The 21513-nt window shown below is 43.6% G+C and carries 19 protein-coding genes and 1 riboswitch; of the genes, 5 read left to right on the top strand and 14 right to left on the bottom strand.

The annotated features are described in order from the left end of the window. Positions 1–34 precede the first annotated feature (34 nt). The 13 genes from K1J09_RS03035 to K1J09_RS03095 all read right to left on the bottom strand — a co-directional run bounded on the left by K1J09_RS03035 (position 35) and on the right by K1J09_RS03095 (position 15045). Entirely contained in the window at positions 35–691 is a 657-nt protein-coding gene (locus K1J09_RS03035; protein WP_223322351.1) for a CBS domain-containing protein, read from the bottom strand. 498 nt (positions 692–1189) lie between these two features. After that, positions 1190–1900: an ABC transporter ATP-binding protein gene (locus K1J09_RS03040; protein WP_002894681.1), complete on the bottom strand. Its 711-nt coding sequence runs from the start codon at positions 1898–1900 to the stop codon at positions 1190–1192. Further along, on the bottom strand, positions 1900–2664 hold the full coding sequence (locus K1J09_RS03045; protein WP_125331162.1) for an ABC transporter ATP-binding protein: 765 nt from the start codon (positions 2662–2664) through the stop codon (positions 1900–1902). The genes K1J09_RS03040 and K1J09_RS03045 overlap by 1 nt, the downstream gene beginning before the upstream one ends. After that, positions 2664–3617: a branched-chain amino acid ABC transporter permease gene (locus tag K1J09_RS03050; RefSeq protein ID WP_223322350.1), complete on the bottom strand. Its 954-nt coding sequence runs from the start codon at positions 3615–3617 to the stop codon at positions 2664–2666. Before K1J09_RS03050 ends, K1J09_RS03045 begins: the two co-directional genes overlap by 1 nt. A gap of 3 nt (positions 3618–3620) precedes the next feature. Next, positions 3621–4490 (bottom strand): branched-chain amino acid ABC transporter permease, encoded by an 870-nt coding sequence (locus K1J09_RS03055; protein ID WP_223322349.1) that lies wholly within the window; start codon positions 4488–4490, stop codon positions 3621–3623. 240 nt (positions 4491–4730) lie between these two features. Next, entirely contained in the window at positions 4731–5891 is a 1161-nt protein-coding gene (locus tag K1J09_RS03060) for an ABC transporter substrate-binding protein (protein ID WP_223313399.1), read from the bottom strand. A gap of 88 nt (positions 5892–5979) precedes the next feature. After that, positions 5980–6249 (bottom strand): YlbG family protein, encoded by a 270-nt coding sequence (locus K1J09_RS03065; protein ID WP_002920616.1) that lies wholly within the window; start codon positions 6247–6249, stop codon positions 5980–5982. 151 nt (positions 6250–6400) lie between these two features. Next, positions 6401–7018, bottom strand: coding sequence for an ATP-dependent Clp protease proteolytic subunit (locus K1J09_RS03070; protein WP_223312420.1), 618 nt, complete (start codon positions 7016–7018; stop codon positions 6401–6403). 80 nt (positions 7019–7098) lie between these two features. After that, the gene (gene upp, locus K1J09_RS03075) at positions 7099–7728 is read right to left on the bottom strand and encodes a uracil phosphoribosyltransferase (RefSeq protein ID WP_002894672.1); all 630 of its coding nucleotides are present in this window, start codon (positions 7726–7728) and stop codon (positions 7099–7101) included. A gap of 97 nt (positions 7729–7825) precedes the next feature. Further along, a complete protein-coding gene (mgtA, locus tag K1J09_RS03080) occupies positions 7826–10486 on the bottom strand; it encodes a magnesium-translocating P-type ATPase (RefSeq protein WP_223322348.1) in 2661 nt (886 codons plus the stop codon). Positions 10487–10763: 277 nt separating this feature from the next. Beyond that, positions 10764–10920, bottom strand: a riboswitch (M-box (ykoK) riboswitch). A gap of 74 nt (positions 10921–10994) precedes the next feature. After that, positions 10995–12170 (bottom strand): MalY/PatB family protein, encoded by a 1176-nt coding sequence (locus K1J09_RS03085; RefSeq protein WP_223322347.1) that lies wholly within the window; start codon positions 12168–12170, stop codon positions 10995–10997. Continuing rightward, on the bottom strand, positions 12163–13320 hold the full coding sequence (locus K1J09_RS03090) for a cystathionine gamma-synthase (protein WP_223322346.1): 1158 nt from the start codon (positions 13318–13320) through the stop codon (positions 12163–12165). Before K1J09_RS03090 ends, K1J09_RS03085 begins: the two co-directional genes overlap by 8 nt. A 96-nt stretch (positions 13321–13416) precedes the next feature. After that, on the bottom strand, positions 13417–15045 hold the full coding sequence (locus K1J09_RS03095; protein ID WP_223322345.1) for a putative polysaccharide biosynthesis protein: 1629 nt from the start codon (positions 15043–15045) through the stop codon (positions 13417–13419). A gap of 86 nt (positions 15046–15131) precedes the next feature. On the opposite strand from K1J09_RS03095, the gene K1J09_RS03100 reads away from it, so the two are divergent. Beyond that, entirely contained in the window at positions 15132–16577 is a 1446-nt protein-coding gene (locus K1J09_RS03100; RefSeq protein WP_223322344.1) for a UDP-N-acetylmuramoyl-L-alanyl-D-glutamate--L-lysine ligase, read from the top strand. 45 nt (positions 16578–16622) lie between these two features. Here K1J09_RS03100 and K1J09_RS03105 read toward each other — a convergent pair whose 3' ends face one another. Beyond that, the gene (locus K1J09_RS03105) at positions 16623–17378 is read right to left on the bottom strand and encodes a CPBP family intramembrane glutamic endopeptidase (protein WP_398578149.1); all 756 of its coding nucleotides are present in this window, start codon (positions 17376–17378) and stop codon (positions 16623–16625) included. A gap of 220 nt (positions 17379–17598) precedes the next feature. Here K1J09_RS03105 and K1J09_RS03110 point away from each other — a divergent pair, with 220 nt between their 5' ends. From K1J09_RS03110 to K1J09_RS03125, 4 genes are all read left to right on the top strand, one after another. Next, positions 17599–18384, top strand: a complete 786-nt coding sequence (locus K1J09_RS03110) for an ABC transporter ATP-binding protein (protein ID WP_223322342.1) — start codon at positions 17599–17601, stop codon at positions 18382–18384. A gap of 79 nt (positions 18385–18463) precedes the next feature. Continuing rightward, complete coding sequence (locus K1J09_RS03115) at positions 18464–19399, top strand: iron-hydroxamate ABC transporter substrate-binding protein (RefSeq protein ID WP_009659129.1); 936 nt, start codon at positions 18464–18466, stop codon at positions 19397–19399. A gap of 99 nt (positions 19400–19498) precedes the next feature. Beyond that, complete coding sequence (locus tag K1J09_RS03120) at positions 19499–20518, top strand: FecCD family ABC transporter permease (RefSeq protein WP_223322341.1); 1020 nt, start codon at positions 19499–19501, stop codon at positions 20516–20518. Continuing rightward, positions 20508–21512, top strand: coding sequence for a FecCD family ABC transporter permease (locus K1J09_RS03125; RefSeq protein ID WP_009659143.1), 1005 nt, complete (start codon positions 20508–20510; stop codon positions 21510–21512). Before K1J09_RS03120 ends, K1J09_RS03125 begins: the two co-directional genes overlap by 11 nt. The last annotated feature ends 1 nt before the right edge of the window (position 21513 follow it).

Raw genomic sequence — 21513 nt, forward strand, 5'->3', positions numbered from 1 at the left:
AACCTCATCTAACGATGAGGCTTTTTTATGTTATTTATAAAGCTTTTGCAGCAGTATGTGTAATCTCAGCCAGCTCAATAGCATGCTCTTCAAATTTTTTCTTGAGAAGCTCCATGTCTATATCACCAGCTAACTGTACTTCAATGACGACTTTGCCATCCTTGCGTGGTATATTGACTGTATTGGAGATGTTGAGATTTTCTTCCACCAGAAGACGGATAATCTGCTCAAGAACCCCCACCTTATTCTCAGTGACAAAACGCAGCCGAACTCCCTCTTCACCATAGCCAGATACTTCCAAGAAGGCCTTGAAAATATCACGGTCTGTGATAACTCCGTAAAGCAGTTCATTGTCCACAACAGGCAGGATGCCAATCTTATTTTTCAGCATCAGATAGGTCGCATCTTCCAGACTGGCAAACTGAGAAATTGTGACCACATCACGAATCATAACATCACCAACTTTTGTTTTGTTGAGAAGATAGTTCATCTCATAAATGGACAGACTCGTTGCCTTAGATGGACTAGCTTCTGCAATCGTTCCTTCTGTCACCAGTCCCACTAGTTGGTCATTCTCAATCACTGGCAAACGGTGGAGTTTCTGTTCACGCATCATATCTGCCGCATGAGCAATCGTTGTATTTGGGCTGATATAAACCACCTTACGCGTCATAAAATCTTTAACTGCCATAAAAGTTCCCTCTACTTCCTATCCATAATTCTTATACTTATTATACTTTATTTTGCAGCTGATTTCAAACGCTTCCAAGTTCTTTGCCCAAGTTTTCAAAATTTAGAAAAATCCCGCGATTGGGAAAATTGAAGATAGGAAATGGCTAACTAAACTATTTTAAGCATCTAAGATAAGAAAAAGGTCCATTGGACCTTTTCTAAATGTTAAGTTACTACCGTAACTTTCTATCAACAACCTAAAAATGTCTCCCAGACATTTTAAAGAAAACTCGCTACCGCGAGTTCCTATTTGCAACCTGAAACAATCCACCGGGCATCTTGACGAAAACCTTGTTTTCTTTATCTGCAACTTAAAAAGGTCCAATGGACCTTTTCTAAATGTTAAGTTACTATCGTAATTTTCTATTAACAACCTAAAAATGTCTCCCAGACATTTTAAAGAAAACTCGCTGCCGCGAGTTCCCATTTGCAACCTGAAACAATCCCCCGGATTGTTTCAGCCACCTAGATATGCTTTGCGGACTTCGTCAGAAGCGAGGAGTTCTTGACCGGTTCCGGACAGAACGATTTTACCTGTTTCAAGGACATAACCGCGGTCAGCGATAGAGAGAGCCTTGTTTGCATTTTGCTCAATCAAAAGAACTGTCGTTCCTTGTCGCTGAATATCTTGAATAATATCAAAGATTTCCTGGATAAAGATCGGCGCCAAGCCCATAGAAGGCTCATCCAAGAGCAAAAGCTTAGGTGTAGACATCAAAGCCCGTCCCATAGCCAGCATCTGCTGCTCACCACCTGAAAGGGTTGCAGCATCTTGGTTTTTACGCTCTTCCAAGCGTGGGAAACGAGAGAAGACCTTTTTGAGATTGGCTTGATTTTCTTCGCGATTTGTTTTGAGAAAGGCGCCCATTTCCAAATTCTCCAAAACGGTCAAACCTGGAAAGACATGACGGCCTTCTGGTACTTGCGAAAGTCCAGCTGCTACGATTTTTTGAGCAGGAACTTTTTGAATTTCATTGCCTACAAATTCAATTTTACCAGCACTTGGACGAACCAAGCCTGAAATAGTCCGGAGAATGGTCGTTTTCCCAGCGCCATTGGCACCAATCAGGGAAACGACTTCTCCTTCGTTTACTTCAAAGCTGACATCACGGACAGCCTGAATCATGCCATAATGGACAGAGAGATTCTCAACTTTAAGCATGGACATTAGGCTTCACCTCCTAGATAAGCTTCAATAACACGTTTGTCATTCTTGATTTCATCAGGTGTTCCGTGCGCAATCAAGCGGCCGTACTCCAGCACATAGATTCGCTCAGTGACTTCCATTACCAGACTCATGTCATGCTCAATCAGCATGATGGTAATGTTAAATTCGTTTTTAATCCGTCGAATCAATGCAGTCAGCTCTGCTGTCTCCTGAGGGTTCATCCCTGCAGCTGGCTCATCCAAGAAGAGGATCTTAGGCTCTGTTGCCAATGCCCGAACAATCTCCAAGCGACGCTGCTGACCATAAGCTAGGTTCTTAGCCAAGGTTTCTGCTTCCTTGTCCAAGTCAAAAATTTTTAGCAACTCCAAAGCCTGGTCTTTGAGTTCTTCTTCGTTTTTGTAGTAGACTGGCAGGCGGAAGAAGGAAGCCAACACATGAGCCTTATGATGATTACCAAAGGCAATCAAAACATTATCCAAAACACTAAGATCCTTAAAGAGCCGGATGTTCTGGAAGGTTCGCCCCAGACCTAAAGCAGCAATCTTGTAAGGAACCTTACCATTGAGCAAATGACCATCTAGTGTCACTGTTCCTTCACTCGGCTCATAAACGCCCGTTAAGAGATTGAAAAGAGTCGTTTTTCCTGCACCATTAGGGCCAATCAGACCAACCAGCTCGCCCTCGTTGAGTTCCAAGGTCACATCGCTGACAGCAGTCAGACCGCCAAAGTTTTTAGTTAGATTTTTTACATCAAGAAGTGCCATTATTCTTTGACCTCCTTATTCTTTTTGAAGAGCTTAGACAGACTGAGCTCCCAAGTTCCTAAAAGTCCGCCTGGACGGAAAATCATGACCAAGATCAAGGCCAAAGAATAGACAATCATCCGAATGCTGGATACATCCTGCAGCAGCATATTGAGAATACCCAATACTACTGCAGCTACAATGGTTCCAGTCATAGAACCTAGACCACCAAAAACGACAATAATCAAAATATTGATAGTGTTGGTAAAGGAATAGTCCTTAGGAACAACTGAACCAACGAAGCCAGCTTGAAGAGAGCCAGCAATAGAAGCCGTGATAGCTCCCAAGACAAAGGCTGTCACTTTGATTCTAGTAGTATTAACACCAACAGACTCGGCAGCAATCTCATCCTCACGGACAGACAGAGTACTGCGTCCAATAGGACTGCGCAGGAAATTCAAGGTCAAAATAGTTGTGATAACAACAAAGACATAGACCATCTGCCAAGAAGTAAAGGGCGGAATGGATAGGATACCAGCTGCGCCATTAGTCAAAGTACCGCCATTAATAATCAGAATACGGATAATCTCTGAGACACCAAGAGTTGCAATCGCGAGATAGTCCCCTTTAAGTCGCAGGGTCGGCAAACCAACTACTAAAGCCACAATACCAGCAATGATAGCTCCAGCCAGCATAGCAATGAAGAAAGCTCCATATGTTGGCGATTTAGAGCCAATAATCGCTACAGCGTAGGCACCGATAGCCATAAAGCCAGCATGGCCAAGAGAGAATTGGCCTGAGAATCCGACGATGAGATTAAGCCCCACAGCCAGAATAATATTAATCCCAATCTGCTCTAAGATTTGAATGTAAAACGCATTGAGAACACCGGCACTAACCAATACTGTCATCAGCAGGTAGCCGATTAAGACAAGGCCAAGCCAGAAAATATTTACCTTTAAATTCTTTTTCATACCTTACACCTTCTCTTTCACATTTTTGCCGAGGATACCAGCTGGACGAATCAGAAGAATGACAATCAAAATCGCATAGACAATGGCATCGCGGAAATCAGATAATCCAAGCGCTGTCGCAAAAGTTTCCAAAAGACCAATAACAAAGCCACCAAGCGCTGCACCAGGAATGATTCCAATACCACCGAGAACAGCCGCTACAAAGGACTTAATACCTGGAGTCATCCCCATCAAAGGCTCCAATGAATTATAATAAAGGGCAATTAGGACGCCAGCAGCTCCTGCAAGAGCTGAACCCAAAGCAAAGGTGAAACTGATTGTGCGATTGACATTGATTCCCATCAGCTGAGCAGCATCACTGTCTACAGATACAGCGCGCATAGCCTTACCCATCTTTGTCTTCTGCACGATGAACTGCAGAGCCACCATGAGGAAAATCGAAATTCCCAAAATCAGCAACTGAATATTTGAGATAGAAATAGATCCTAAGTTAAAGCGTACTGTTTTAATAACCTGCGGGAAGGAACGGGTATTGGCACCGACAAAGAAAATCATTCCATATTCGAGGAGAAAGGAAACCCCAATGGCTGTAATCAAAGCCGCAATCCGAGTCGAATTTCGCAGAGGACGATAGGCTAAAAACTCAATAAGCACACCGAGAATCGCTGTCCCAATCATGGCTAAAATGAGAGAAAGGAAGAAATTAAACTTCAGGATATTAATCAAGTAATAACCCATAAAGGCACCAATCATATAGATATCGCCATGGGCAAAGTTAATCAGCTTAATAATCCCATAAACCATGGTATAACCCAAAGCCAGAAGCGCATAAACACTACCCAGGATTAGACCGTTGACTAATTGTTGGAGCATTAGACACCACTCTTTCTATAATAAAATAAGGAATGGGACAAAAATCAGCAGACTAGGTCGTGATTTTATCATCCCACTCCCAAAATACGAATAATAGTTGATTGAGAAACGAAGAAGAATAGATTATAAAACAATACTCTTTCAATCCATAGATTCAGAAAGAAATCATCTACTAACTTGCTCAAGCAACTAAAAATAGAAAACAAGTCAAAGACTGGGATTGCCCCAGCCTCATAACTCTTATTCCGCTTTAACTGTTTCTACAGTATCTACTTGACCATCTTTCAAGCCAATCATCAAAGCTGTTTTCACTGGATTGTGGTCTTTATCAATAGTGATTGAACCAGTCACTCCATCGAAATCTTTAAGCTTAGCCAAGTTGTCTTTGATATCTACAGAAGTTTTAGCACCTTTGGCTGCTTCTGCTGCCATATAAACAGAGTCATATGCCAGAGCTGCAAACATAGATGGCTCTTCCTTGTACTTAGCTTTGTATGCTTCAACAAACTTCTTAGCTTTTTCTGACATTTCACCAGAAGTTGTAAAGCCAGATACATAGTAAACATTTGTAGCTGCAGCTGGAGTTGCTTGCTCAACGAACTTAGCATCACCAAAGCCATCAGGACCAACGATTGTTTGGTCAATACCCAAACCACGCGCTTGATTGACAATTTTACCAGCTTCCGTGTAGTAACCTGGAACAACCAGAGCATCAAATTCTTTGCCCTTAATCTTTGTCAAAGCAGCTTGGAAGTCTGTATCCTTGGATTGGAAGGTTTCTGTTGCTACAATCTCACCCTTGAATTCCTTCTTGAAGGCATCCGCCATTCCTTTAGCGTAGTCACTAGATTGGTCGTAGTAAAGAACGACTTTCTTAGCTTTCAAGTTGTCAGTGACATACTTAGAAATGATTTTACCTTGGTAGCTATCAATAAAGGTAGCACGGAAAAGATAATCTTGCTTGTTGGTCAGGTCATCCTGTGTCGCACTTGGTGTAATGATTGGTACACCCGCTTTAGCAGCATTTGCAGTAGCTGAAGCTGTAGCTCCAGAAGTCGCAGGGCCAATGATTGCATTTACCTTGCTTTGGGTAACCAAGCTAGTAGTGATGGTTGATGCTTCAGCTGTTTCTGATTTGTTATCCTTATCAGTAACTTCAATCTTCTTACCATCTACGCCGCCAGCAGCGTTGATTTCATCAACTGCCAACTGAGCACCATGTTGTTCAGCTGTACCGTAGGCTGCTACTTCACCTGATTCTTCAAAGTTAAAACCAAATTTAATCGTATCGCCAATTTCTGTACCAGTTGCTGTTGAGTTGTTGTTAGATACTTCTCCACAAGCTGCGAGAAGGGCCGCACTAGCAAAAGCTACTAAGGATAGTGCAAATTTTTTCTTCATTCGGAAATCTCCTTAAGTGATTTATTTGATGATATAGTAAGAATATATCGAATTATCTGACAATTGTCAACCCTTTATAAAAATTTTATCAAATGATAACGTTTTCTTGCTCTCTATACAGGCTTCCAACAAAGTTTTGATCTAGTTCTTTTATGTGAGAAATTCGGACTTGCTTAACATAGCGCTCCTTGGGCAGATTCTCCTGTAAGTTCTGGGCTTCCTCTTGCTTGACATAGAGATGCAGATAGCGATGCTTCTTAGAATGATAAATAATATCCCCAAAGTTTGCCAGCTTTTTGGCATCTCGATTATAGTAAAGATAGACAATCAAGCCCACCCTTTCTTCTCTCTCTATCATAAAACTCCTTTCCGGTCCATGTAGTTCTTAGATGATTATAGCAAAGATAGGGCAAAAAAACTAGCCCTGAAAAGCTTTATGATTAGCTTAAAACACCTGAGCTTGTCAGATTCAAAACAGCAAAAAGGAGCCGCTTTTGGCTCCTCCTATGTTAGTTCAGATTGCTATTTTCCATGATTTCGTCAATAAAGCCGTATTCCAAGGTTTCTTGAGCGCTCATCCAGTAATCGCGTTCTGCATCTTTGTGGATTTGCTCAACGGACTTGCCAGAGTTTTCAGCCAAGATTTTTTCCAAGGTATTCCGAGTTCTAAGCAAATGCTCAGCTACAATGGCCATATCCGTTTGCTGAGTACCACTTCCAGCTCCTCCCATCGGCTGGTGAATCAGATATTCTGCATTTGGCAGCATGAAGCGTTTGCCTTTGGCACCACTGGAAGCAATGATCGTTCCCATGCTAGCAGCTACACCCATAACAATGGTCTGAACATCAGACTTGATGAAGTTCATAGTGTCCACAATAGCTAGACCTGCTGAGACAGATCCACCCGGCGTATTTACATAGAGGTAAATATCTTTAGTATTGTCCTGCGCATCCAAGAAAAGGAGCTGGGCAATGACTGAATTAGCCATATTGTCCTCTACTGGACCAGTCAGCATGATAATGCGGTCTTTTAATAGCCGAGAGTAAATATCATAGGAGCGCTCTCCTCGGCTGGTTTGTTCAATAACTACAGGAATCATAGTTTTCTCTCTTTCTCTTTTTAAAATTTTCTATCAAACTAGGAAATAGAATTTCAAATTACGAGACTATTATATCCTTTTGGTCAAAAAAGGTCAAATAGAAACTTTTACTTGGTCCCGAAAAGACGATCTCCTGCATCTCCTAGTCCTGGTACGATATAGCCATGGTCATTGAGATGGTCATCCAAAGCCGCTGTGAAAATATCAACATCTGGATGAGCTTCCTGCAAGGCTTTTACTCCTTCAGGTGCAGAAACCAAACACACGAATGTAATGTGGCTAGCACCACGTTTCTTGAGAGAATCCACAGCCAAGATAGCAGAACCACCCGTAGCCAACATTGGATCAACAACGAAAATCTGACGTTGGTCAATATCTTCTGGCAGCTTGACCAGATATTCAACCGGCTTCAAGGTTTCCTCATCACGGTACATTCCGATATGGCCGACCTTAGCTGCTGGAACCAGACTCAGAAGTCCATCCACCATGCCAATACCAGCCCGCAAGATTGGAACAATAGCCAATTTTTTCCCTGCGATCTGCTTTTGAACTGTTTTCGTAATCGGTGTTTCAATTTCTACATCTTCAAGTGGTAAATCGCGCAAAACTTCATATCCCATGAGCATTGCGATTTCATCAACTAATTCACGAAAAGCCTTGGTAGAGGTATCTGTACGACGCAAGATAGACAATTTATGCTGAATTAGTGGATGAGCGATAACTTCAAGTTTTCCCATGATTGGATTTCCTTCTTTCAATTTATTCTTCTTATTATATCAAAAAAAGAGTGAAAAGGCTTGCCACAAGCAAGCCTTTTCAAAGATTTTCTTCACCTTACAGCCATTCTCTATAGCGCTTGATATAAAGGTGTTTAACAAGGGTTACACTAACCATATAAAGCGCAATAATCAAGAAAAGGCAAAGGAAATAAGTACCGTTCAGCGGAGCCGTCTTCAGAACTAACGCAAAGAGGCTGTATGGCAAGGAAGTAACAAAGAGGGCTGCTGACATGGTCGTCACAATGACAGACAAAGCAGGACGGCTTTGCACAAATGGCAACTTAGGTGAGCGCAGCATATAGATGACCATGGTCTGGGTCCACATAGACTCAATGAACCAGCCTGTTTGAAAAAGAGTGATAAAGGTCTCTGCCTGTCCACTACCTGCTTGATAGCTACCTCCTGTTATCATAGGCACAATAATAAAGTAGAGCACCAGATAGGTCAAAACATCAAAAACGGATGAAATCGGTCCAATCCAAGCCATAAATCGGGTAATGGAACTGGCTGACCAGATATGAGGTCTCTTGAGAAATTCACTATCCACATTATCAAAGGGCAGAGCGATACAGGACAGGTCATAAACCAGATTGAGGACAATCAGATGAACTGGTGCCATAGGTAGAAAAGGCAGAAAAATGCTAGCAAAGAGAAGAGAAAAGATATTCCCAAAATTGGAACTGACCGTCATCTTGATATACTTGGTCATGTTGGCATAGACCTTGCGTCCCTCTACCAACCCCTTCTCCAGAACCATAAGGTCCTTGTCCAGCAGAATGACATCTGCTGTTTCCTTAGCAATATCGACAGCTGTATCAACAGAAATACCCACATCTGCTACTTTCATAGATGGCGCATCATTGATGCCATCGCCCATGTAGCCAACCTTGTGGCCATTGGCCTTGAGCTGGAGAATAATCCTAGCCTTTTGGTCAGGTGAGAGCTTGGCAAAGACCGTTGTGTCCTCCACAGCCTGACTCAATTCCTCATCTGATAAAGCATCTACCTCTACGCCTAGTAAGATATTATCTACATCTAACCCAACCTTTTCACAAACTGCCTGGGTCACCTTATCATTATCACCGGTCAAAATCTTAGTAGCAACGCCGTACTCAGCCAAGGTTGCAATAGCTGGAGCCGCAGATGACTTGGGTGGATCTAGAAAGGCCAGATAGCCCGTCAAAATCATGTCGGACTCATCCTTGACTTCATAGTCGTAATCTTCTTCTAAGTCTGACTTGTAGCTAACACCAAGCACTCGCAGCCCTTGCTCATTGAGTTGAGCCACTTCCGCAAGGATTTCCTGACGAATCTCCTCGGTCAGTTCTGTAATGCGTTTCTTGTATTCTACATGGCTAGAGATAGCCAGCATTTCCTCCAAGGCCCCCTTGGTCACCATGCTAATAACATCTTCATCATCCTTGACAATGACACTCATGCGACGGCGTTCAAAGTCAAAGGGTAGTTCATCAATTTTCTTAAAGGTTTGGTCTAAATTACGGACAATCTCATGCTTTTCTGCTTCTTTCTCCGTCCGATTGATGATAGCCCGATCCATGAGGTTTTTGAGACCAGTTTGATAGTAGGAATTTAGAAAAGCGCGACGAAGCACTGCCAAATCTAAATCACCATGAATATCCAGCGGGTACTCCAAGACAATCTCGTCTTGGGTCAGTGTACCAGTCTTATCCGTACAGAGGATATCAATAGCTCCTAGGTCTTGGATGGCATTCAGCTTCTTAATCACGACCTTTTCCTGAGCCATGATAACAGAACCTTTAGCCAGGCTCGCTGTGATAATCATAGGCAGCATTTCTGGAGTCAGGCCGACCCCAACACTGAGGGCAAAGACACCTGCTTCCAGCCAGTCGCCGTCTGTCAGACCGTTGATGAAGAACACGACCGGAACCATGACAAGCATCAGACGAATCAAGAGCCAGGAGATACTATTCATCTCGCGCTCAAAAGAGGTCGGCTCATCGTAGGTGTTCAGTGTCTGCTCAATGGCTCCCATCATGGTCTCATCACCAACCACCAGCACTAGAGCCGTAGCTCTCCCGGAAATAACATTGGTTCCCATAAAGGCCAGAGACTCTGTTTCTAAAAGGCTATCAACATTTTGTTCATCTGACTTAGCCAAACAGACCTTTTCTACTGCATCACTTTCCCCTGTTAGTCCAGACTGCTGAACAAAGAAATCACGCGAGTCCAGCAGCAACACATCTGCAGGAATCATGTCTCCGGCACTAAGCTTGATGATGTCTCCTACAACAAGCTCATCAATCGGAAGTTCCTGCTCTGCTCCTTCACGGATAACCGTAGCCGTGTTGACAATCAGCCGAGACAGATTGCTAGCAGCGCGGTCGCTCCGCAATTCCTGAACAAAACGAATGCCTCCAGAAATCAGCACCAGAACAACAATGATGATGGAAGTCGTCGGATCTTCCTCACTAGGCTTAGCCAGCCAAACATTGGTCACTAAAGACACGAGGGCAATCACCAATAGGATGACTGTAAAGGGGTTAATGATAGACTCGTAAATTTTCTTTAGAATAGAGTCTTCCTGACCCTTTGTGATGATATTTTCACCATAGAGGTCACGATTTTCTTCGACCTGCTCTTCTGTCAGGCCGCGAAAAGAACTCTTGTAAAAAGCCAGAGTTTCTTTTACAGGAAGCTGCAGAGCAGCAACTAATCTTTCTTTTACTGTTTTCATTGGTTTCTCCTTGATGTATGATTGATAATTTTCATACACAGGGACCAATCACTTTATAAGGACAGAACGACACAAATCAGCGATTGGCTGTGTATGTGCGGTTCCGGATAATCGTCAATTTGCATCGCGTGTCTCCTTTCTTCTATGTCTTGATTGGCAGGCAATCAACTATTTACTCTCTTGAAATATTTTCATCAAAAAAAGAATACCCTGCCAATTTCTCGGCAGGGTTGTTTGCATGTCAGGTTATTCGCTTCATTGTTTTAAGCACAGATAAAACAAGCATTCACCGTTCAAGCTTTAACTCCATAAGGCGATGAAATGAGCTTAGTCTTGACCTTGGCGATCAGGACTGTTGACCAACGAGTAGTGTCTCCACTGCTTTGCGGTAGTCATCCGTATCCTTATGGTAGCCTCACCTACCGATTTTCCACTATTACTATACTCCTCTTTGGAAGGATTGTCAATCATTTTTCTCACTTGAAACAAATTTCAAAAAATTTTTGATTTATTTTGGCAGTACCTCTGCAATACGGGAGCAGATTTCTTCAACCATGGTCTCTGGAGCAGCAACATTTAAGCGGGCATGACCTTTGCCTTCTTGGCCAAAATCACTTCCTCTATTCAGGACGACCTTTGCCTCTTCTCGTAGCAGCTGAAAGAGCTGGTCATCTGTCAGGCCATAATCTGAAAAGTCCAGCCAAATCAGATAAGTCCCTTGAGGCTTCATGACCCGCAGGCGCGGTGCCTCTTTGGCAAAATAATCAACTACAAAATTCACATTCTTCTCAAGAACTTCCTTAAGCTCCATCAACCAAGACCAACCGTAACGATAGGCTGCTTCTGTTGTTAAAAATCCAAGACCAGGAATTTCATGCTGGTTATTAGCCAGCTGGCGTTTTTTAAACTGATGTCGCAAGCTAGGATTCTCAATCACAGCATAGGAATTTTTAGTTCCAGCAATATTAAAAGTCTTAGTTGCACTGGCTAAAATCAAGCTAAAGTCCTTAAAGTCAGGCGAGACAGTATTAAAAGACTGGTGCTCATTCCCAAACAGCGTCAAGTCTTGGTGGATTTCGTCTGAAACCACGAGGACTCCATACTTTTGGCAGAGGCGTCCAATTTTCTCTAACACTTCCCGTTCCCAAACTCGACCTCCGGGATTGTGCGGATTGCAAAGAACATAAATCTTGACTTCATTATCTGCAATGTCACGCTCTAGCTGCTCAAAGTCAATCTGAAAGAGACCATCCTGCTCTATCAAAGAATTGGTAATAAGCTGACGATTATTGAGCTTAACACTGCGGGCAAAAGGTGGGTAAACGGGAGTGTTGATTAGAACAGCATCACCTTCCTTGGTAAAGGCTTGGATAGCCGTCGAAATAGCAGGGACAACTCCTTCTATAAATACCAAGGCTTCCCGATCAAAGGTATAGTCGTGCTCATCCCGCTCCCAATCTAGAACAGCATTGATTAGCTCTTCACTAGCATAGGTATAGCCATAGACTAACTGATTAGCGTAATCATGAACAGCTTGCTGAATTTCAGGCAGAACTTCAAAATCCATATCTGCAATCCAGGCTGGCAGGACTTCCTTGTCCTTCTCCACTTCTTTCCATTTATAAGTATGATGTCCTACACGACAGGGGGCTTTTTCAAAATTATATCTTCCCATATTATTCATTCTCCAAGGCTGCGCGTAAATCGTCTACCAAATCTCGACTATCCTCAATTCCAATCGACAGGCGCAGCAAATCATCAGTTAAGCCATAAGAATGACGCACTTCCACCGGAATGTCTGCGTGAGTCTGGGTCGTCGGATAGGTAATCAAGCTCTCCACTCCTCCTAAACTTTCCGCAAAGGTAAAGACTTTCAGGCTATTTAAGAGATGAGGAATCTTCCCTTGGTCCACAACTTTAAAGGAAATCATACCACCCTTACCTGGATAGAGAACCTCTTTTACCGCAGGAGATTTCTTCAAAAAATCAACCACTTCTTGCGCATTCTGAGTAGAGCGCTCCATACGGAGAGCCAGTGTCTTGAGACCGCGCAAAAGCAGATAGCTGTCAAAAGGAGACAAGACTGGTCCAGTTGTATTGAGATTATAGAAAAGTTTGTCATAAATAGCAGTGTCATTGGTCATGATAGCTCCAGCCAAGACATCATTGTGCCCGCCCAGATACTTGGTTGCAGAGTGCAGAACAATATCTGCTCCATCCTCCAGCGGTCTTTGATAAATGGGACTGTAGAAGGTATTGTCCACAATGACAGTTGCTCCTCGCTCGTGAGCCGCTTGGGAAATGCGGGCAATGTCAAACTCTACCATAAGAGGATTGGTCGGTGTCTCGATATAGACAATATCTATATCCTCTGTCAGATTATTGAGTAGTTCTTCTTCCGTATTGGCATATGTAAAGGCAAAGCGCCCTTCTGCTTCAGCTTGGGCAAACCAACGGAAAGATCCGCCATAGAGATCCCGAACTGCCAAGACCTTACTGCCGACCGGAAAGGCACTAAAGGCCAGCACAATAGCCGACATGCCAGAGCTAGTTGCCAAGGCATAGTCTGCACTTTCGATAGCAGCCAGAGTCTCTTCCAAGCTAACCCGCGTTGGATTCTTGGTCCGAGTATAGTCATAACCTGTTGACTGGCCAAACTCAGGGTGCTGGTAGGTCGTTGAAAAATGCAGGGGTGTTGTTAAAGCACCAGTTGTTTCATCTGTTTTAACCCCAGCCTGAGCCAGTAGTGTATTTAATTTTACGTCCTTACTCATATTAACCTTCCAATCCTTCGCTAATATTTCACCCTCTATTGTAACATCTTTTGAAAACATTTTTCTTTTTTCTTTTCAAGAGCTAGCTATAGTTTGAAACTATAATGTTAAAGTTTTAGAAAAACAAAGCTAAAAATTAAAAAGCCTTATGGCTTTTTAATAGATATGAAAGCGTCGGCGCAGACTAGCCGCTTTTGAACCGATAAAGCGATCCATAAGGCGAACTTTGAGCGCCAGTCCACCATAGATAGCGAGGCCGATGCCACCAATCAGAGCGATATAGACAAAGCTGGAAATCCGTCCGCTAGGATGAAGGAAGAGACCGATAAGAAGCTCTGCCACCAAGACAAAGATGCACATCAGAACTGTCAGAATCACTGACAGGAGACTCCGTTTAAAGAGGTTCTTAGGATTCAGACCTGTTACCTTGCGAATTTCCTGATACATGAGCAGGATTGGGATAATCAAGCCGACTGTCGTCGCAAGAAGAGGACCATAAGCTTTAAAAATATAAATCAATGGCACTTGCAGCACCAACTTGACTCCTACTCCATAGAGGAAGTAAATAATCGCCTTTCTATTCTGGAAGAGGGCCTGAATCATCGGAGCCAACACCGTATATAGACTGAGGATAATGGTCTGCAGCATAGCAAAGATGAAAAGTCCCAGTGCTAAGCCGTCTGGCTTGCCATAGAAAATAGTATACAGAGGTTCCGCTACCAAAGCAGCACCAATGGTTGCTGGCAAGATAAAGAAAATCAGCATACTAAGATTATCCTGCACCAAGCGGGCAGCCGAGCGAAAATCACCTTTGACATAGTTCTCGGTCAAAAGCGGAATCCCGACACCGCCGATAGAGGTTGCCACGGCAATTAAAATCATGGTGATTTTATTAGGATTTGCTGAGAAGTAGGCAAACTGAACCAGCAGCTCTGACTTGCTGTGCTTACTAATCCAACCCATGACATGGATAAAGGTAGCTTGGTCAATAATCTGAAAAAGCTGAATGGCAGATCCTGTAATAATGAAAGGAATGGCTTCACGAATGGTATCCCAAAGGAGGGCACGGCCATTAATCTCAGTAGCATTCGATGGCTTATGAAGGATGGAAGTCAGCATCCCTGTCTTCCAGAGATAGAAGGCTAAGACAGCCATGCTAGCCAACATGCCGATAAAGGCAGCGAAGGTAGACTGAGTAACCGCTTCTACATAGTTGCCAGAACCGATTTTCATGATGAAAAAGGCTGTCAGCAGCATCCAGATAACCCGAATGACCTGCTCCGCAATCTGACTGATAGCATAAGGCTTGAGATTGTTAAAACCTTGGAAAAAGCCTCGGATAACGCTCATCGATGGGAATATCAAAACAGCCAGAGACAGACTCTGCATGACTGGAACCAAGTCTGAACCACCGCCTGACATAGAAGCGAAAACTGGTGAGAGCAGGTACATCATCACTGCAAAGACAGCTCCCAAAAGCAGCATAAACTTGAGAAACTCTCGAATGAGAGTAAAGCTATGCTCTTCCTTGTCAATGGTATTGTACTTAGCTACCTGCTTGGCCACTGCCACTGGCACGCCAGCTGTAGAAATCAGTAAAAACCAGGCATAAATATTGTAGCCCATAGTAAAAAGGCCGTTGGCCTCGGCGCCGTGCTTGCCCATCCAAATATACCAAGGAATGATATAGATGGCACCCAGAAGACGACTGATAAAATTGCTGGCAGTTAACCAGGCAGTTCCCCGCAGCATCTGCTGCTGCTGGCTTGTTGTTTCTTGGCTCATAGAAAACCTCTTCTATTTATTCTTCTTTTATTATAAACTTTTCCTTGCCTCTTGTAAAACCCAGCCATAAGGTTTACAATAGATTTATGATTAAAATTGAAACCGTATTAGATATTTTAAAAAAAGACCATAATTTTCGGGATATTGTCAAAGACGGAGAATACTTCTTCTCCTACAGCGGCTTAACTTTCGATAGTATCAGCTATGACAGCAGGGAAGCGGATGCCTCTACCCTCTTTTTTGTCAAGGGTGAGGCTTTTAAGAAAGAATTTCTAGAAAAAGCCGTCACAGCTGGCCTACGCTTTTATATCAGCGAGACAGACTTTCAAGTGGGCATTCCGGTCCTCTTGGTCAACGATGTCAAACAGGCCATGAGTCTCTTAGCCATGGAATTTTACGACCATCCTGAGAAAAAGCTCAAACTGCTGGCCTTTACTGGCACCAAGGGCAAGACAACTACAGCTTATTTTGCCTATCAGATCCTTTCCCAAAGTCATCGACCTGCCCTGCTCTCGACTATGAACACTACGTTGGATGGCGAGACTTTCTTCAAGTCAACTCTGACCACACCAGAGAGTCTGGATCTCATTAAAATGATGGCCCAAGCCCTTGCCAACGACAGGACTCATCTCATCATGGAAGTTTCCAGTCAGGCTTATCTCAAGAAAAGGGTTTATGGCCTGATCTTTGATGTCGGTGTCTTTCTCAATATCAGCCCCGACCATATCGGCCCTATTGAGCATCCTACTTTTGAGGATTATTTCTACAATAAGCGACTATTGATGGACAATAGCCGAGCAGTTATCGTAAATAGCTGCATGAATCATTTCCAAATCGTGAATGAGCAAGTCGCTTCTATGGAACACGATTTCTATGGAACAGGCTCTAACAATACTATCATAGATTCTCAGGCTTTCAGCTTTGAAGCTGCTGGCAAGTTAGCTGGCCACTACGATATCCAGCTCATCGGCCGCTTCAATCAAGAAAATGCAGTAGCGGCTGGTCTTGCCTGTCTGCGTCTGGGTGCTAGCCTCGAAGACATCAAAAAAGGAATTGCCGCAACCCGAGTCCCAGGCCGTATGGAAGTTCTGACTCAGAAAAATGGCGCCAAGGTCTTCGTTGACTATGCTCACAATGGCGTCAGCCTGAGCAACCTGCTGTCTGTGGTAGAGGAACACCAGAAGGGTAAGATTATCCTCCTCTTGGGTGCTACCGGCAACAAGGGTGAAAGCCGCCGCAAAGACTTCGGTCTCCTACTTAATCAGCATCCTGAGCTAACCGTTATCTTAACCGCGGATGACCCCAACTATGAAGATCCTCTAGCCATTGCGGAGGAAATCACATCCTACATCTCCTATCCAGTGGAAAAAATAGCCGACCGTGAAGAAGCCATCAAAAAAGCTCTCAGTCTGACTGAGCGAGAGGGAGATGCCGTCATTCTAGCTGGCAAAGGAGCAGATGCTTACCAAATCGTAGAAGGAGAAAAAGTAACCTATCCAGGGGACTATGCTCTTGCTGAAAAGTATTTATAAGAAAAAAGGCGAGCATATCGCCTTTTTATTGTCGTTTGGTAAAAATTACTGCCATTTAATCAGCACATACATCAAGCTGGAGCCAAACATATCCGCCAAGGCGTGCATGAGAAAGAAAGGTAGGAGGTTCTTGACCTTATACTTGTAAAGGAAATAGTAAAAGAGGCCATATACTACTCCGATAACCAAGGCCCACAGCATGCCCTGATAGGTGTGGAAAGAAATCCGAATGATAGTAGAGTAGGCCAGAGCCCACCACTTATACTTATCCTTAACAGAGGTCATAAGCCCCAGAAAGAAGAATTCCTCATAGAAGCCATTTAGAAGTCCGTAGAGGATGGCCATAGGTGTCAGTTCAGCAAATTTCCGGAAGATTTCTAGAACATCTACATAAGACCAGAGAGTTGGATCAAAGTAATTATACTCGCCGCTCAGTGTCGTCACAATGTCACCAAAGAACCCTACCACTACAAAAATAAGAGGAGTCCAGAGGAGAACCGACCAGCTCAGACGAATAGGAAGCTGCTTAAAGTCAAAGCGCCGAAGCAATAGATAAAGAATGGTCAAAAACAGCATCAGTAGCTGAAAATTGAAATTGCTAGAAAAAGCCGCTCCTTCAGTGGCTGTATTGGTCACCGTTTCAGTCGCTCCTGTGATGGAAGCTGGTGCAAAGCTAGCTAAATAAAGCTCCGTTGAGCGGTAAATAAACTGCCCAAACATGAGCAGGGTAATCACAGCAATATCAAACCACCTCAGCTCTTTCAAAGGCGTAGAGGGGCGTAGGTTTGTCAATAATTTCATCATTTCTCCTTTCACCACCTGTAAATTTATATCATCATTGCAGGTTCTTTTTTATATTTCTATCTTAACATGAAAAGCTTAAATTTTTATTATTTACAATTTTATAAAACTTTTTTATTTTATTTTTATTAAATTGTCAGAAAACTCTTTTTTTAGAAAAATTTTTATGGTATAATAAAAGGCGTAATTCTGATAGAAGAATCAGCCAGAAAGGAAGTCTATGTCCACTATCTCTGCAGCAAGTATCCAGGTCGCCTACGATCAAAAGGTTATTATTGACGGACTGGACTGCCAACTAGCCGAGGGAAAGATTACAACTATTATCGGTAGCAATGGCTGCGGTAAATCCACTCTTCTCAAGGCTTTTACCCGTATTTTGCCGATAAAAGCCGGCAGCATAACCCTTGATGGACAATCCATCGCCCTACTGCCGACCAAGGAGGTGGCGCAAAAGATTGCCTTGCTGCCCCAAACCATGGATGCGACCGATGGCATCACTGTCTATGATCTAGTCTCTTATGGCCGCTTTCCGCATCAAACTGGCTTGGGCCGGCTCAGTACAGAAGACCGGGAAAAAATCTGCTGGGCCATGGAAGCAACTCAGGTCAGCGAATTTTCGGACTGGCAGGTGGATGATTTGTCTGGAGGTCAGCGCCAGCGCGTCTGGATTGCTATGGCTTTAGCTCAAGATACAGAGACTATTTTTCTGGACGAGCCGACCACCTATCTGGATATGAATCACCAGCTGGAAATCTTGGAGTTGCTGAATGACCTCAACCGACTCAGCGGAAAAACCATTATCATGGTTCTGCATGACATCAACTTGGCTGCCCGCTTCTCCCATCAGCTGATCGCTATGAAAAATGGGCATATCCGATATCAAGGAAGTGTTGAGCAGGTCATGACTTCGGATATTCTGAGAGACATTTTTCAGATTGAAGCCCAAATTATTCGAGATCCTATTCAGGATAAGCCGCTCTGCCTCAGCTATCAGCTCGTTAAATAAGTCATGTATTCATAGATAAGTTTTCCATATCTTCTTCATGGATACAGCTTCTAGAGTTTTTATAGAATTGGAGGAAAAAATGAAAAAGTTTTTATCATTTGCCATCCTTACTGTCACCATCTTCCTTTTAGTTGCCTGCGGCAGCTCATCTAAATCCGAAAACTCTGCCTCTGCAGACAAGGTCGAGCTATCCAGCAAGCCCAAAATTGATGGATTTCACTACTACGGCGATATTCCTAAAAATCCAAAACGAATCGCCAGCCTCTCCTCTACCTACACTGGCTATTTGCTGCAACTTGGTTTCGACCCTGTCACTGTAACATCCTATGATGCTAAAAACCCTGTCCTCAAAGAAAAAGTCAAAAATGCCAAGGTCCTGATGCCAGAAGATTTGGAGTCTATCGCCAAGCAAAAGCCAGACCTTATCGTGGTAGATGCCAGTGACAAAAATATCGATGAACTAAAAAAAATCGCTCCAACTATTGCCATTGATTATGGAAAAAATGACTATTTAGAAATCCTGAATCGCTTTGGCCAAATCTTTGGTAAGGAAAAAGAAGCTGACCAATGGATTGCTGATTGGAAGAGTAAAACAGCTGATATTGGCAAGCAGTTAAAAGAAAAGCTGGGACAAGATGTCACTTTCACCGTTGTCGGACTATATGAAAAGGAAATCTACCTCTTCGGTAACAACTGGGGACGAGGCGGAGAAGTTATCTACAAATCTCTGGGATTTGACGCCCCACAAAAGGTGAAGGATGAAGTATTCCCAAGCGGCTACTTGCAAGTCAGCCAAGAAACGGTGAGTGAGTATATTGGCGATTATGTCCTGGTTGCTGCTGAAGATGATAAAACGGGCAGTGCTCTTTACGAAAGCGATGTTTGGAAATCCATTCCCGCTGTCCAACAGAACCATATCTTAAAAGTGGATGCCAATGCCTTTTATTTCAACGATCCATTGACACTTGAATACGAACTCAAAACCATTCAAGATGGCCTTGAAAAAATGAACTAGGCCATTCCTTGCAGAAAACTTAGACTAGTAAAAAACATTGCTAGTAAGCGATATATCTCCTGACAGCTATTTGATTTTCGACTATATAAAGGATACCAGATGACGCTTCATACACTCTTCACTCAAAAAAATAGGCCAAACATTTTTTGGCTTGTTTTTTTCGCCCTCATTCTCCTGCTGATTAGCGGACTCTATCTCTACCTGCGCTTTGGCATTCCCAGCTACTCCCATCGGCAACTGATAGAAACGCTGAGCCATCCTTTCAAGGAAAGTCCAGCCCAGAACATCATCATAGATCTGCGCTTACCTAGAGGAATTGCAGCTCTGCTAGTCGGAGCTAGCTTGGCCGTTTCAGGAGCCATCATGCAGGGAATTACCCGCAATGCTATTGCTGATCCGGGACTTTTGGGGATCAACTCTGGAGCTGGCCTAGCGCTCATCTGCGGTTATGCCTTTTCTAAGAGTATACACTACAGTAGCATCCTCCTGCTCTCACTTGCAGGAGCCTGTCTAGCCAGTATTCTGGTTTTTAGCCTCTCCTACCATCCTAGAAAAGGTTTTGAGCAACTACGTCTTGTCTTATCCGGTGCCATGGTAACAACACTCCTGACCGCTATCGGACAAGGCTTGACCATTTACCTCAACCTGACCAATGCTGTCATCGGTTGGCAAGCTGGAGGGCTTCTAGGAACCAATTGGAAAATGCTGCAAATCATTGCTCCCTTTATCCTATTAGGCCTCTTACTGGCTCAACTATTTTCTCACCAACTAACCATTCTCAGCCTCAATGAAACAGTAGCCAAGGGCTTAGGCCAGCGAACGACTCAGATAACCCTGTTCTTTCTGAGTATTGTTCTACTGTTATCAGCGACAGCCGTTGCCCTAGTAGGAAGCCTGGCTCTTGTCGGACTGATTACTCCACATTTTGTCAAAACCATCAGTGGCAAGAACTACCAAAAAATCCTGCCACTGACGATGCTAACAGGAGCGCTCTTTCTACTAATTTGTGATTTTGCTGCGAGTCATATGGTCGGTCTGCCTCTTAGCTCTATTATCAGTCTCGTTACGCTGCCAGTCTTCCTGTGGCTGATGAGAAAGGGGGCCTTCTATGAGAGATAAAAAACGGATTCTTTTGGTTCTAGTAAGCCTCAGCCTCCTGACTTTCCTAATTTTCCTACTGTCTCTATCATCAGGCGATCAGGAATTTAATATCGGTGAAGCTCTTCGATATCTGCTGGGGCAGGGAGATGATGGTAGCGCCTTTATCATGGAGCAGATCCGTCTGCCTCGAATTCTAGTCTGCCTTCTAGCAGGAGCTTCGCTAGGGATGAGCGGTGTACTGCTGCAGACCTTTACCCGAAACCCACTTGCCGATTCAGGAACCTTGGGAATCAATGCAGGAGCTGGTGTTATCATTACTCTTGCTATCAGCAAGCTAGAAGTGACCGATCCTTTCTATATCCGCTATCTTCCCTTCATCGCGACCTTTGGCGGTATGATGACTGTAGCCCTTATTTACCTGATCTCACATCAAAAAGGCCAAGCTATCAGCCCCGTCAAACTCATTATTGCTGGTGTGACCTTGTCAACCATTCTGTCTTCCAGTATGATTGCCATCACCGGCCGTGTCAATCAGAACAAACTGACCTATGTAGTTAGCTGGCTAGCTGGTAAGATTACGGGTAATAACTGGGAAAGTCTAGCTATTGCTGGCCCCTTCTTGCTTTTATTCTGGTTGCTGACCTATCTGCGCTCCCACAAGCTCAATATCCTCAGTCTAAATGAAGAAACAGCTCTTGGTCTTGGGATTCATCTAAGAAGAGAGCGGCAGATAACCCTGTTATTAGCCAGTGCTCTCGTCGCCTTTAGCCTATCTCTAGCTGGAAATATAGTCTTCATCGGTATGTTGGCTAGCCATATCAGCAAACGCTTCCTACCCAGCGATCATCGCTTACTCTTTCCAGCCGCCATGCTGCTAGGTGCCTTTATCATGACAGGCGCAGATACGATCACAAGAACCTTCCTCATCGGAAGCTCCGTCCCAACAGGCATTTTGATTTCCATTATTGGAGCCCCCTATTTCCTCTACCTTATGTATCAGCAAAAAAAATAAT

The organism is Streptococcus sanguinis, from assembly GCF_019928825.1.
Classification (GTDB): Bacteria; Bacillota; Bacilli; order Lactobacillales; family Streptococcaceae; genus Streptococcus; species Streptococcus sanguinis_L.